The sequence below is a fragment of the Burkholderia sp. PU8-34 genome (assembly GCF_053427725.1).
In genome coordinates this window covers 71,465-84,997 of sequence record NZ_JBSAXC010000014.1, presented here as the reverse complement: position 1 = coordinate 84,997, position 13,533 = coordinate 71,465, and the positions used below count along the sequence as shown (strand labels likewise).

Below are 13,533 nucleotides of genomic sequence, written 5' to 3'. Positions count from 1 at the left end.
GGGAAATGTGCAGTGATTGATTTGTGATTGGCGGGGTGTTGTCATTGAGCGGTATCGTATGTGCTGCGCGCTGCCTTTGCAAAGCTGTTGCTCGTTGAAATAACTTGAGGGATAAAAAATTATGTCGTTTATCACTGGTCAAGAATTAATTTTTAAGAACATCAAGTTGACGCAAGGGGTGATCGAATTGATCAATAAAAGTCCTATTCTCGTAGGACAGTTGATTCAATATAGTCAGGATGTTGTCGGTAAGAAAGTCAAGCCAATTTTGATCGATAATGGCCGTCAAGGGATGGCTTGGGATATTCGCGAAAAGATAATAACATTTGGCAACCTTGAAGGAAAAACCTACGACGAGCTTGAGCCGTGGCTCTTCGTGAGTGTCTTGAGCCACGAAATCGGACACTATTTCTACGACGCGCGCAACGAGGCTAGAGAAAAGCAGTACGCGTCGGCCATCCAGACCGATCGCGACATCGCTGCGATGGTTTGTATCGCGAGGGAGGGGGATGCAGCCTATAACAATTGGAGAGTTGCCCGCGAAATTCTCGAGAAAGGTGGTCCGCCGATCGCCGTGCTAGGAGACAGTCCGGACTACCCCACCGCACCCGGGTTCGACCTCAACGGCTCGCTCAACAAGATTTACGACGCGAACGTCGGAAAGATGCCGGCGGAAGAGCTGGAGCAGGTGATGATCCGGGTGGCGGGAAGCTACATTGCACGAACGAAACCGTGGGGAATGTCTGACCAGATCTACTTCGAGTATTGCAAGCCGCTTGACGGCGCGGAGCCAATGCGCTTGTCCAAAGCGCCCGTCGTCGACGTCGAATACTCGCTGAATTCATCCACCGGGCTCATAGAATCCGCGACGTTGACCTTTTCGAACGGTGAGCGCCAAACGAACAAGTACGACGGCGACGGCCTGAATACCGCGACGCTGTTCGGTACGAACGGCCAGATGGTCGAGCACGCATTGTTCGATGCCAGCGGCTTCAAGACGCACGACATCTTCTATGCGTCGAACGGCAAGAAGACGCAACAATATGAGTTCAGCCTCGACGGAACCACCAAGAAATACGTGTTCAGCGTCGACGGTTCGCAGACGGCCGCCGTGTTCGACAAGAACGGCAAGATGGTCGAATACGCCTTGTTCGACGTGAATGGCTTCAAGACACACGACATCTTCTACGCGTCGAATGGCAAGAAAACCCAACAGTACGAATTCAGCCTCGACGGAACCACCAAGAAATATGTGTTCAGCGTCGACGGATCGCAGACGGCCGCCGTGTTCGACAAGAACGGCAAGATGGTCGAGTACGCGCTGTTCGACGTGAACGGCTTCAAGACACACGACATCTTCTACGCGTCGAACGGCAAGAAAACTCAACAGTACGAATTCAGTCTCGACGGAACCTCCAAGAAATACGTGTTCAGTGCCGACGGCTCGCAGACAGCGGTTTCAATACGAAGTATGTGTTCTACAACAACGGTGCCAAAACGAAGCAGTACGAATTCTCGATCGACAAGAGCTACATCGCTCGAACGTTCGACGGTTCCTATGAAACGGCGGCGCTGTTTGGCGTAAACAACATCATCCACGACTATTACAAATTTTCGAGTGGAAAGTTATACGAGCGCGCTTTCTTCGACAATGCCGGACGCCAGGTCGAAATGGATCGTTACAACACGACGACGGGCGCTTTGACCGAATTCACGAAGTACGCCTACAACAACGACGGCACGTACTGGGCGAGCAATTACAACGCATCCGGCTACATGACCGCGAAATCGCAATATAGCGGTGACGGACAGTGGATCTCGAATGCCACGGTTTATATCAGCGGTGGCAGCAGCTGGGGCTACAAGGGGCCCATTACTCCGTCGTGGGGTTCCTCAGGGTGGGCCATGTCATTCTGAGTGATTGATCATGTGCGAAAAGATTGACGTCACGGCACGCATCGATGATGCGCCTGCATGGGCTCCTTCCAAAGATAACAACGCGATTTCGTGGAGTAAAAATGAACTACGTTAATAAGTTTGGTGCGCGAGTCCGGGTGTTGGCGCATTGCTTTGTTGCCTTGCCTTTGGCGGCCACGGCCGCAGATTCACAACATCGTATGCCGAGTGCCGAATCCTCGAGTGTTTCGATCGAAAGTATTCTGAATGATTTGCGTCGGCGATCCACAGAGCAGCAGTACAAGGTATTTGCCAACGCAGCGCAGGGTTCGCCTGCCTTGACCGGGCAACTGAACGAACTTGTCCGTTCTGGCTTGCTGAAGCGAATTTCGATCGACTCGACCGACGAACCGAGCCAAAGGCGATCCTTTGGTGCAACGCGAGTAGGCAGCACATGGGTGTTTACGCCGTCGTTCGTTGCAGATCAGGTTTCTCGTCGTATTTATGACGTCGTGTCCGACGAAGACATATTGCCGGACAACATGGTATTCGCTCTCGGATTCATGGCTTGGCGAACAAGGTACGACGACGACGTGAGGAAGGCATTCGGTGCAATGCGCGAGTCGGCCGGCACCCCCATGGAGCGGATGGGGCAGTTGGTTGCGCTGAATATCCGGATCGACGCGGGCGCATTCATCCAGGGCTGGAATGACGTCGTGGACGCAGCTGTTCGCCGGAATCACGGTGTCCCGCTTACAGCCGCGCAGAGCAGTGCACTGATGATGAACCTGAGATACCGAAGCCCGTTGCTCAAAGCGGTTGCAGCGGCTTCTCCCGATCGCAAATTGCAAATGGAATCCGCGTCTATTCCTTACGATGCGAAAAACGTCGACGCTATAGCGTCGGCGCTACAAGAGAGTCAACTGATCGATATTCAGCCGATGAATATGAAGCCGTGATCGGTATTATCCGAAGGGGGCAATGCCTCCGCGCGGGGGTTGGACGGAACCGGTTCGCATTGCCGTGCCGACGCGCATCACCACCCTCCCCAGCGCGCCGCCAACGCCGCGAGCACCGCGGCGCCGGCCGTTTCGGTGCGCAGCACGCGCGGGCCGAGCGACAGCGCCGTGAACCCGTGCGCGCGCGCCGCGTTTTCCTCGTCGGGCGACAATCCGCCTTCCGGTCCGATCAGCAGCGTGACGGGCGCGGCGGGCGGCGCATCCGGCAGCGACGCGAACGGGATGCTCGCGCGCGGCGAAAGCAGCAGCCGCAGTTCGCCGTCGACGGGCGCGGCCGTCAGCGTATCGAGCCAGGCGTTGAAGCCGAGCACCGGTGCGACCTCGGGCACACGGTTGCGTCCGCACTGTTCGCACGACGCGCGCACAATGCCGCGCCAGTGCGCGACGCGTTTCTCCGCACGCTCGCCCGACAGCCGCACGACGCCGCGCGACGTCGTCAACGGCGCGACTGCCGCGACCCCGAGCTCGACCGCCTTCTCGATCACCCAATCCATCTTGTCGCCGCCTGCGATCCCTTGCGCGAGCGTCACGCGGTAAGGCGGCTCGGCCTCGGTCGGCTCGAACGCGTCGATTTGCGCGATCGCGCTGCGCTTGTCGATCTCGACGAGCCGGGCACGGTACTGGCCGCCCGTGCCGTCGAACAGCGCGAGCGCGTCGCCGGGCTGCAGCCGCAGCACCTGCGCATGGCGCGCAACGTCGGCGGGCAGCGAGAGCATCGCGTCGACGCGCAGCGCCGCGTCGACGAAAAAGCGCGGCACGGCCGCGGTGGTGGTGGCTTCGTTCATTCGGATGGTGGCTTCACTCATGCGTGCAGCGGCTCCGCTCATGCGTCGAGACGGCGCGCGAGCGCCCAGCGGTAACCGTCGAGGTCCTCGATCTGCGCGAAGCGATCGCCCCAGAACTGATCCTGCGGCGCGGTCAGCGACTTCGCGCCGGCATCGAGCGCGCGCTGCCAGGTGGCGTCCACGTCGTCAACATACAGATAGAACGATTGCGGCGCGGTTTCGCCCGCGCTTTTCGGCGTACGCGCGGTCGAGCCGAATGCACCTTCGGGCGCGAACATCACGATCAGCTGGCCGCGGTAGACCATCTCGACGTGCATGATCGCGCCATCCTCGTCGAGCACGTCGCGCAGCTCGAAGCCGAACGCGGCCTTGAAGAAATCGATTGCAGCGCGCGCGTTGCGCACGGCCAGATAAGGCGTCAACCAAGGCACGTTGGCCGGACGTGGATCGGTCATGAAATCTCCTGTCGATCAGATGTCGACCGGAGCGAGTGCTTCGGCACTTGCTCCGGTTCGATGCAAAGCGGGTGGTGCACTGGCGCTTGCTTCGGCCTCATGCTTCGCACGCTGATCCCGTGCGAAGCCGCGACGAAACAGCGGTGCGCCGCGACGGCGCGAAGCCTCAGCGGCGAACGCCCAGTGTATCGCGCAGCGCGCGCGGCAGCGCGAACAGCGCCGGGTGCAGCCGCGCGTCGTAGTAGCGCAATCCTTCGATGCCGCGATTGGCGAGACGTTCCTCGATGTCGTGCATGAACAGCGACGCCGCGTCGAGCGTGTCGCTCGCGATCGCCATCAGCCACACCGAGCCGTACAGCGGAACATGGGCGGACAGCGGATCGACGACCGCGAAGCTCGCGCGCAGGTCGGCGAGCAGCGCGGCGATGCGCGGCGCGTGGAACACCGGCGAGCCGAGATGCATCGTGATCGCGCCGCACGGCGTCAGGATCCGCTTCAGATGCGCGTAGAAGTCGCGCGTGTAGAGGCCGGCCGCCGGCGAATCGGGCGGCGTGAGGTCGAACACGACGAGGTCGAAGTGTTCGACGGTCGACTCGACGAAGTGCGCGGCGTCGCCGATCACGACCTCGACGCGCGGGTCGTCGAGCGCGCCCTGGTGCACGTCGTCGAGAAAGCGGCGCGCCATGCCGACGACCTCGTCGTCGAGCTCCGCGACGACGATGCGCTCGATGCACGCGTGCTTGAGCAACTGGCGCGCCGCGCCGCCGTCGCCGCCGCCGAGCACGAGCGCCTTTCTCGGCGCCGGGTGCGCGAGCGCGGCCGGGTGGGTCATGCACTCGTGGTAGATGTATTCGTCGCCGACGGACGTCATCGGCCGGCCGTCGAGCGTGAACAGGCGGCCGAGCTGCGGCGTTTCCCACACCTCGATCTGCTGGTGCGGCGACGCGACGTGTGCGAGCCGCCGCGCATGCGGGAAGCCGTATGTGGAGTCGGGCGTCGGATGGAAGAGAAGCGTCGTGCTCACGGGCAGGCCGCGCGAGGCGGGGGCGGTTCCAATTTTTGAATTATAGAAGGCGGGACATCGCGGGCGGGAAGTTTGACGAAAATCGGTGCCGGAACGCTGACCGCCCGGAAGGGAAATGCCGGCCGTTCTGCTAAAATGACGAGCTTTGCAGCCTCGTCCGTTGGCTCCGTCCGCTATCGCGTCCGTCTGGCGCCGCACTGTGCGCCGGGAGCGGCCGGCCCGCGAGCTTCCGGATACCGCACGTGCCCCGTTTTCCCGACTCGTTCTCCGGACTCGACATGACGACTTCGTCTCCCGCCTCCACCACCCTGATGGCCAACGCGATCCGCGCGCTCGCGATGGATGCCGTCCAGCAAGCGAACTCCGGCCACCCCGGCATGCCGATGGGCATGGCCGAAATCGGCGTCGCGCTCTGGTCGCGCCATCTCAAGCACAATCCGGCGAACCCGCACTGGGCGGACCGCGACCGCTTCGTGCTGTCGAACGGCCATGGCTCGATGCTGCTGTACGCGCTGCTGCACCTGACCGGCTACGACCTGCCGATGGAAGAGCTGAAGCACTTCCGCCAGCTGCACTCGAAGACGCCGGGCCACCCGGAATACGGGATCACGCCGGGCGTCGAAACGACCACCGGCCCGCTCGGCCAGGGCCTCGCGAACGCGGTCGGCATGGCGCTCGGCGAAGCGCTGATGGCCGACGAGTTCAACCGTGACGGCGCGAAGATCGTCGATCACCACACGTACGTGTTCCTCGGCGACGGCTGCCTGATGGAAGGCATCTCGCACGAAGCCTGCTCGCTCGCGGGCACGCTGAAGCTGAACAAGCTGATCGCGCTGTACGACGACAACGGCATCTCGATCGACGGCGACGTCGTCAACTGGTTCCACGACGACACGCCGAAGCGTTTCGAGGCGTACGGCTGGAACGTGATCCCGAACGTGAACGGCCATGACGTCGACGCGGTCGACGCGGCGATCGCGAAGGCGAAGCTGTCGGACAAGCCGACGATCATCTGCTGCAAGACGGTGATCGGCCAGGGCGCGGCGACGAAGGCGGGCGGCCACGACGTGCATGGCGCTGCGCTCGGCGCGGAAGAAATCGCGAAGACGCGCGAAGCGCTCGGCTGGAAGTGGGAGCCGTTCGTGATTCCGCAGGAAGTCTACGCGGCATGGGATGCGAAGGAAGCGGGCCAGCGCAGCGAATCCGACTGGGACGCCGCGTTCGCGCAGTACCGTGCGAAGTATCCGGCGGAAGCGGCCGAATTCGAGCGCCGGATGGCCGGCAAGCTGCCCGCCGACTGGGCTGCGAAGGCTGCGGCGATCGTCGCCGGCGCGAACGAGCGCGCTGAAACGGTCGCGACCCGCAAGGCGTCGCAGCAGGCGATCGAGGGCCTCGCGGCGGCGCTGCCCGAACTGCTCGGCGGCTCGGCCGACCTGACCGGCTCGAACCTGACCAACTGGAAGGCGTCGAAGGCGGTTCGCGCGAATCCGGAAGGCCCGGGCGTTGCGCTGGGCAACCACATCAACTACGGCGTGCGCGAATTCGGCATGAGCGCCGCGATCAACGGCCTCGCGCTGCACGGCGGCCACAAGCCGTTCGGCGGCACGTTCCTGACGTTCTCCGACTACAGCCGCAACGCGCTGCGCGTCGCCGCGCTGATGAAGGTACCGTCGATCTTCGTGTTCACGCACGACTCGATCGGCCTCGGCGAAGACGGCCCGACGCACCAGTCGATCGAGCACGTGTCGAGCCTGCGCCTGATCCCGAACCACGACGTGTGGCGTCCGGCCGACACGGTCGAGACGGCCGTCGCATGGACCCACGCGATCGCCGCGGATCGTCCGTCGAGCCTGATCTTCAGCCGCCAGAACCTCGCGTTCAACCCGCGCACCGATGCGCAGATCGCGAACATCGAGAAGGGCGGCTACGTGCTGAAGGAGTGGGACGAAGAGATCGTCGCGCGCAAGATCATCCTGATCGCGACGGGCTCGGAAGTCGAACTCGCGATGAAGGCCATCGAGCCGCTCGCGCAGCAGGGTATCGCCGCGCGCGTCGTGTCGATGCCGGCGACGACGGTGTTCGACCGCCAGGACGCCGAGTACCGCGAGCGCGTGCTGCCGCACGGCGTGCGCCGCGTCGCCATCGAAGCGGGCGTGACGAGCTTCTGGCACAAGTACGTCGGCCTCGAGGGCGGCGTGGTCGGGATCGACACGTTCGGCGAATCGGCGCCGGCCGGCGTGCTGTTCAAGCACTTCGGCTTCACCGTCGACAAGGTCGTCGAGACGGCCAAGGCCGTGCTGGCCTAAAAGCATTCGCGGCGCGCCCGTGCCCCACGCGCGCGCCGCACCGTGAAGCTGCACGAAACGAATTTTTTTCAGCCATCAGGAGATAGACCATGACGATCCGCGTCGCAATCAACGGCTACGGCCGCATCGGCCGCAATACGCTGCGCGCGTTCTATGAAAACGGCAAGAAGCACGATCTCGAGATCGTCGCGATCAACGACCTCGGTGATGCGAAGACCAACGCGCACCTGACCCAGTACGACACCGCGCACGGCAAGTTCCCGGGCGAAGTGTCGGTCGACGGCGACTACCTGGTCGTCAACGGCGACAAGATCCGCGTGCTGGCGAACCGCAACCCGGCCGAACTGCCGTGGGGCGAGCTGGGCGTCGACGTCGTGATGGAATGCACGGGCTTCTTCACGACGAAGGAAAAGGCGAGCGCGCACCTGAAGGGCGGCGCGAAGAAGGTGATCATCTCGGCGCCGGGCGGCAAGGACGTCGACGCGACGATCGTCTACGGCGTGAACCACGACGTGCTGAAGGCCGAGCACACCGTGATCTCGAACGCATCGTGCACGACGAACTGCCTCGCGCCGCTCGTCAAGCCGCTGAACGACAAGATCGGCCTCGAAACCGGCCTGATGACGACGATTCACGCGTACACGAACGACCAGGTGCTGACGGACGTCTACCACGAAGACCTGCGCCGCGCGCGTTCGGCCACGCACAGCCAGATCCCGACGAAGACGGGCGCTGCTTCGGCGGTCGGCCTCGTGCTGCCGGAACTGAACGGCAAGCTGGACGGCTACGCGATTCGCGTCCCGACCATCAACGTGTCGATCGTCGACCTGTCGTTCATCGCGAAGCGCGATACGACGGTCGAGGAAGTCAACGCGATCATGAAGGAAGCGTCGGAAGGCGCGCTGAAGGGCATCCTCGGCTACAACGACGCACCGCTGGTGTCGATCGACTTCAACCACAACCCGGCTTCGTCGACGTTCGACGCGACGCTGACCAAGGTGTCGGGCCGTCTCGTCAAGGTGTCGAGCTGGTACGACAACGAGTGGGGCTTCTCGAACCGCATGCTGGATACGGCAATCGCGTTCGCGAACGCGAAGTAATCCCGCACGACGCACGGCCGCCGCGAGGCGGCCGGTGTCGATCGCGATCGGGCCCGGCCCGGCTTTCATGCCGGCCGGGCCTTTTTATTGGTTCTTCGCGCTCGTCCGTGAAGAACCTTTTTTGTTGCCGCAGGCGGCGGGCGGCCGGCGATGTCAGCGGCCGCGTCGTTGCGCCATTGCCGCGCCGCCATCAGTGCTCTGCGTCCGGTGCAAGTGGTCGCGTCGCCGTCAGCGCTCCGCGTCCGGTGCAAGTGGCCGCATCGCCGTCAGCGCTCCGTGTCCGGCGCGTGCGGCGCCGCCGCGGTCACCTGTTCGAGCGCGTCGACGAACGCGCGCTTCAGCGGGTTGTCGAGGTCGGTCCACGCGAGGCCGATGCCGGTCCGGTAGTCGCCGAGGTCGAGCGGCCGCGCGAGCACGTTCGGCGGCAGCGCGCTCGCCGCTTCCGCCGGGATCAGTCCGATACCCATCCCCGCCGCGACGAGCGCGAGCATCGTCGTGAACTCGCCGAACTCCTGCGCGATCTCGAGCGTCGTGCCCGCGCGGCTCAGCGCGAGCAGCATGTCGTCGTGGAAGCCGGGCGCATAGCGCCGCGCGAGCACGAACGCCGGATGGCCGCGCAGGTCGGCCGGCGCAAGCCTGTCCCGCGCGGCGAGCGGATGCTCGAGCGGCAGCGCGACGACGAACCCTTCCTCGAGCACCACGCGCGTGTCGATGCCCGCATACGCGGCCGGCAGCCGGATCATCCCGAAATCGATCCGGCGATCGCGTAGCGCCGCGACCTGGTCGGGCGTCGGCATGTCCTTCAATTCGAGCGTGATCAGCGGATAACGTGCGCGCATCACGCGCAGCACCGCGGGCAACAAAGTCGGCAGCACCGACGACACGAACGCGATGCGCAGCGTGCCGATCTCGCCGCGGCTCGACAGCCGCGCGAGCTGCTCGGCGCGCGCGGCCTGCTGCAGCGTCGCCCGCGCTTCCGGCAGGAACACGCGCCCGGTGTCGCTCAGTTCGACCTTGTGCCGGTCACGCTCGAACAGGCGTGCGCCCAGTTCTTCCTCGAGCGCCTTGATCTGCATGCTCAATGCGGGCTGCACGATGAACAGGCGCTGCGCGGCGCGCCCGAAATGCAGTTCTTCCGCAAGGGTGACGAACGCGCGCAATTGCTTGAGTTCCATGGGCGTCGCAATCCGGAATCCGGTGATCAGATTCCATGATAACCACATCAAAAAAGACCATTGGCGCGGCACCGGGCCGCGCGCCGAAGATAAGGTCAACGCGAGGCCGGCTGCGACGGGCGGCCGGCTCGAATGGCACGAGGAGACACACATGACGAACGCGCTTGACCAGTTCCGCCTGGACGGCCGCCGCGCGCTGATTACCGGATCGGGACGCGGGATCGGGCTGACGCTCGCCCGCGGCCTGGCGGAGGCGGGTGCGGCGATCGTCATCAACGATCGTAATGAGGACAAGGCAGCGTCGCTTGCGCGGCATTTCCGCGAAGAGGGCTTCGCCGCTGACTACGCGGTGTTCGACGTGGCCGACCATGGCCAGGTGCGCGCGGCGATCGACGATGCCGAGGCGCGCGTCGGCGCGATCGACATCCTCGTGAACAACGCCGGCATCCAGCGCCGCGCGCCGCTCGACGCATTCGATCCCGACGACTGGCATGCGCTGATGCGCGTGAACCTCGACGGCGTGTTCAACGTCGCGCAGGCCGTCGCGCGGCACATGATCGCGCGCGGGCGCGGCAAGATCATCAACATCTGCTCGGTGCAAAGCGAGCTCGCGCGGCCGTCGATCGCACCGTATGCGGCCACCAAGGGCGCGGTGCGGATGCTGACGAAGGGCATGTGCGCGGACTGGGCGCGGCACGGCATCCAGGCCAACGGCCTCGCGCCCGGCTATTTCGAGACCGAGCTGAACCGCGCGCTGGTCGACGATCCCGCGTTTTCCGACTGGCTGTGCAAGCGCACGCCGGCCGGCCGCTGGGGGCGCGTCGACGAGCTGTGCGGCGCGGCGATCTTCCTCGCGTCGGCGGCGTCCGATTTCGTGAACGGCCAGACGCTGTTCGTCGACGGCGGGCTGACGAGCGCCGTCTGACGGGCCCGCGCTTTCGAATTTCCGCCTGCGCGCACGGGGCGCTGCGGGCAGGCGGCGGCAACCTGCATCGACGTCATGCACCCGAATCGATGCACGCGAATCAATGCGCCCGAATTCCAGAGCCCGCCGCACGAGCGGGCCGATGCCCCGGCCGCGTCCGCGCAGCCGGGATCCGCAACGGAGACAGCTTTGCAGGTGGCCGGAGAAGGCACTGAAGCGCCGATTCGGGGCGACCGCGAAGCATGGCGCCGGAATGTGCTGAAGTGCCAATTCCGGCCGACCGCGAAGCATGGGGCCAGAGTAAGCGCTGAAGCGCTAACTCTGGCCGACAGGAGACAACGATGGCCCGTATTTCCCCGCCGCTCGCCAAACGCGATACGCGTCCCTCAACGGATCCCCGCACGGCCGCCGACACCGGCGCGCGGCGCGAGGTCGACGAGAAACAGCTGAACCGCGCCGCGTGGACCTGCTCGCTCGGCAGCGCGCTCGAGTACTACGACTTCGCGCTGTACACGCTCGCGGCCGCGCTGGTCTTCGGGCCGCTGTTCTTCCCCGCGCAAACCGCCGAGATGCGGCTGATCGCGAGCTTCGGCACGTACTTCGTCGGCTTTGCGGTGCGGCCGCTCGGCGGCGTCGTGTTCGGCGTGCTCGGCGACCGCATCGGCCGCAAGTTCGTGCTGACGGCAACCGTGCTGCTGATGGGCATCGCGAGCACGCTGATCGGCGTGCTGCCGACCTTCGCGACGGCCGGCTACTGGGCACCCGCACTGCTCGTGCTGCTGCGCATCCTGCAGGGGCTCGGCGCCGGCGCGGAGCAGGCGGGCGCGGCGGTGCTGATGACCGAATACGCGCCGGCCGGCAGGCGCGGCTGGTATGCGTCGCTGCCGTTTCTCGGCATCCAGCTCGGCACCGTGCTCGCGGCCGCCGTGTATTTCGTGCTGCTTGCGAACATCGGCCGCGTGACCGACGGCTGGGGCTGGCGCGTGCCGTTCCTGCTGAGCGCGGCGATCGTCGGCGTCGGCATCTACATGCGGATGCGGCTGCACGAGTCGCCGACCTTCGTGCGGCTCGAAAAGCGCGCGCAGGTTGCGGCGAACCCGTTGAAGAGCGTCGTCGCGCATTCGAAGCGCTCGCTGCTGATCGGCATCGGGCTGCGGATGGCCGAGAACGGCGGCTCGTCGATCTACCAGGCGCTCGCGATCAGCTATCTCGCCGGCGTGATCGGCATGAAGGGGCCGATCGGCGCGCTCGCGCTGGTGTGCGCGGCAACGGTCGGCGCCGCGACGGTGCCGCTCGCGGGGCGCCTGAGCGACCGCTTCGGCCGGGTGCGCGTGTACCGCTCGTTCGCATGGCTGCAGCTCGCGCTCGCGTTTCCGGTGTGGTGGATCTTCAGCCAGGGCAATGTGGTCGCGAGCGTGATCGCGATCTCGGTCGCGCAGGGTTTCGCGAACTGGGGGATGCTCGGCGCGCAGGCGGCGCTGCTGCCCGAACTGTTCGGCGCGCGGCACCGCTACATGGGCGTGTCGTTCTCGCGCGAGGTGTCCGCGGTGCTCGCCGGCGGCATCGCGCCGCTCGTCGGCGCGACGATCATCGCGACGGTGATTGCGCTGCACGGCGGCGACCACGCGGCCGGCGTGCGCGCGTGGCTGCCGATCGCCGCGTATCTGGCCGTGCTGACGGTGATCACGCTGTTCACCACGTCGCGGATGCCGGAAACGCTGAATCGCGACCTCGACGATCCGCTCGACGCGGTCGACGCGGCCGATTCGTCAATCGCGCCCGCCGGTGACGCTGTCGCGCGGCATGCATGAGCCGCCGCCTCGCGCGTCGCCGTGACGGACCCGACACCTTCCTCTCTCTCACCTCGACAGGAGCAGCGCAAATGGCGCACGCATCGAACCCCCGGCCCGGACTGCTGATGACCGGCCCTTACCAGCCGTGGGATACGGAATGGCTCGACGCCGGTTACGACGTTCACCGGCTGTGGGAAGCGCACGACCGCGCCGCCTATCTGGCCGAGCACGGCGCCAGCGTGCGTGCGATCGCAACGCGCGGCGATCTCGGCGCCGACGCGGCGCTGATCGCTGCGCTGCCAAAGCTCGAGATCATCGCGTGCTACGGCGTCGGCACCGATGCGATCGATCTTGCCGCCGCGCGCGCGCGCGGCATCCGCGTGACGAACACGCCCGACGTGCTGACGGGCGACGTCGCCGATCTCGGCGTCGGGCTCGCGCTCGCGCTGCTGCGCCGGATCGGCGCCGGCGATGCGTACGTGCGCTCGGGCGCGTGGCGGGACGGCGACATGCCGCTCGTCACGCGCCTGTACGGGAAGCGGGTCGGGATCGTCGGCTTCGGCCGGATCGGCGCGACGCTCGCGCGGCGGCTGTCGGGGTTCGACGTCGAGATCGGCTACTTCGATGTCGCGTCGCGCGACGACACACCGCACCGTTTCTTCGGCGATCTCGCCGAGCTGGCCGGCTGGTGCGACCTGCTGATCGTGACGCTCGCGGGCGGGCCGTCGACGCGCGGTCTCGTCGATGCGCGCGTGCTCGACGCGCTCGGGCCACGCGGCTATCTCGTGAACGTGTCGCGCGGCACGACCGTCGACGAGCCCGCGCTGCTCGACGCGCTCGAGCGACGGGCCATTGCCGGCGCGGCGCTCGACGTGTTCTGGAACGAGCCGCACATCGACCCGCGCTTCACGGCGTTGCCGAACGTGCTGCTGCAGCCGCATCATGCGAGCGGCACGGTCGAGACGCGTCAGGCGATGGGCTGGCTCGTGCGCGACAACCTGCACGCGCACTTCGCCGGCGCGCCGTTGCTCACCCCTGTCGTCTGAGGAAAACCG

At 65.4% G+C, this 13,533-nt stretch carries 12 protein-coding genes; 8 read left to right on the top strand and 4 right to left on the bottom strand.

The annotated features are described in order from the left end of the window. The first annotated feature begins 121 nt into the window (after nucleotides 1–121). The 3 genes from ACV22Z_RS27050 (at nucleotide 122) to ACV22Z_RS27040 (ending at nucleotide 2,855) form a co-directional block, all read left to right on the top strand. Nucleotides 122–1,585 carry a hypothetical protein gene (locus tag ACV22Z_RS27050; RefSeq protein ID WP_448079341.1) on the top strand — a complete coding sequence of 488 codons (1,464 nt, stop codon included), beginning with the start codon at nucleotides 122–124 and terminating at the stop codon, nucleotides 1,583–1,585. Beyond that, a complete protein-coding gene (locus tag ACV22Z_RS27045; RefSeq protein ID WP_448079340.1) occupies nucleotides 1,474–1,917 on the top strand; it encodes a hypothetical protein in 444 nt (147 codons plus the stop codon). Before ACV22Z_RS27050 ends, ACV22Z_RS27045 begins: the two co-directional genes overlap by 112 nt. A gap of 101 nt (nucleotides 1,918–2,018) precedes the next feature. Continuing rightward, nucleotides 2,019–2,855 carry a hypothetical protein gene (locus ACV22Z_RS27040; RefSeq protein WP_448079339.1) on the top strand — a complete coding sequence of 279 codons (837 nt, stop codon included), beginning with the start codon at nucleotides 2,019–2,021 and terminating at the stop codon, nucleotides 2,853–2,855. 77 nt (nucleotides 2,856–2,932) lie between these two features. On the opposite strand, the gene ACV22Z_RS27035 is transcribed toward ACV22Z_RS27040, so the two are convergent. The 3 genes from ACV22Z_RS27035 to speE all read right to left on the bottom strand — a co-directional run bounded on the left by ACV22Z_RS27035 (nucleotide 2,933) and on the right by speE (nucleotide 5,179). Further along, complete coding sequence (locus ACV22Z_RS27035) at nucleotides 2,933–3,700, bottom strand: 16S rRNA (uracil(1498)-N(3))-methyltransferase (RefSeq protein ID WP_448079423.1); 768 nt, start codon at nucleotides 3,698–3,700, stop codon at nucleotides 2,933–2,935. A 38-nt stretch (nucleotides 3,701–3,738) separates the two neighbouring features. Next, nucleotides 3,739–4,155, bottom strand: a complete 417-nt coding sequence (locus ACV22Z_RS27030; protein WP_448079338.1) for a VOC family protein — start codon at nucleotides 4,153–4,155, stop codon at nucleotides 3,739–3,741. A gap of 166 nt (nucleotides 4,156–4,321) precedes the next feature. Continuing rightward, the gene (speE, locus tag ACV22Z_RS27025; protein ID WP_448079337.1) at nucleotides 4,322–5,179 is read right to left on the bottom strand and encodes a polyamine aminopropyltransferase; all 858 of its coding nucleotides are present in this window, start codon (nucleotides 5,177–5,179) and stop codon (nucleotides 4,322–4,324) included. Nucleotides 5,180–5,412: 233 nt separating this feature from the next. Between speE and tkt the strand changes: the two genes are divergently transcribed. Both tkt and gap read left to right on the top strand, forming a co-directional pair. Then, a complete protein-coding gene (gene tkt, locus ACV22Z_RS27020) occupies nucleotides 5,413–7,485 on the top strand; it encodes a transketolase (RefSeq protein WP_448079422.1) in 2,073 nt (690 codons plus the stop codon). 89 nt (nucleotides 7,486–7,574) lie between these two features. Beyond that, nucleotides 7,575–8,585, top strand: a complete 1,011-nt coding sequence (gap, locus tag ACV22Z_RS27015) for a type I glyceraldehyde-3-phosphate dehydrogenase (RefSeq protein WP_006476940.1) — start codon at nucleotides 7,575–7,577, stop codon at nucleotides 8,583–8,585. Between the two features lie 266 nt (nucleotides 8,586–8,851). Here gap and ACV22Z_RS27010 read toward each other — a convergent pair whose 3' ends face one another. Then, nucleotides 8,852–9,760, bottom strand: a complete 909-nt coding sequence (locus ACV22Z_RS27010; protein ID WP_448079336.1) for a LysR family transcriptional regulator — start codon at nucleotides 9,758–9,760, stop codon at nucleotides 8,852–8,854. 151 nt (nucleotides 9,761–9,911) lie between these two features. On the opposite strand from ACV22Z_RS27010, the gene ACV22Z_RS27005 reads away from it, so the two are divergent. The 3 genes from ACV22Z_RS27005 (at nucleotide 9,912) to ACV22Z_RS26995 (ending at nucleotide 13,524) form a co-directional block, all read left to right on the top strand. Beyond that, nucleotides 9,912–10,685 carry an SDR family NAD(P)-dependent oxidoreductase gene (locus ACV22Z_RS27005; protein WP_448079335.1) on the top strand — a complete coding sequence of 258 codons (774 nt, stop codon included), beginning with the start codon at nucleotides 9,912–9,914 and terminating at the stop codon, nucleotides 10,683–10,685. A gap of 341 nt (nucleotides 10,686–11,026) precedes the next feature. Next, on the top strand, nucleotides 11,027–12,496 hold the full coding sequence (locus ACV22Z_RS27000) for an MFS transporter (RefSeq protein WP_448079334.1): 1,470 nt from the start codon (nucleotides 11,027–11,029) through the stop codon (nucleotides 12,494–12,496). 71 nt (nucleotides 12,497–12,567) lie between these two features. Next, nucleotides 12,568–13,524 carry a 2-hydroxyacid dehydrogenase gene (locus ACV22Z_RS26995; RefSeq protein WP_448079333.1) on the top strand — a complete coding sequence of 319 codons (957 nt, stop codon included), beginning with the start codon at nucleotides 12,568–12,570 and terminating at the stop codon, nucleotides 13,522–13,524. Nucleotides 13,525–13,533 lie beyond the last annotated feature (9 nt).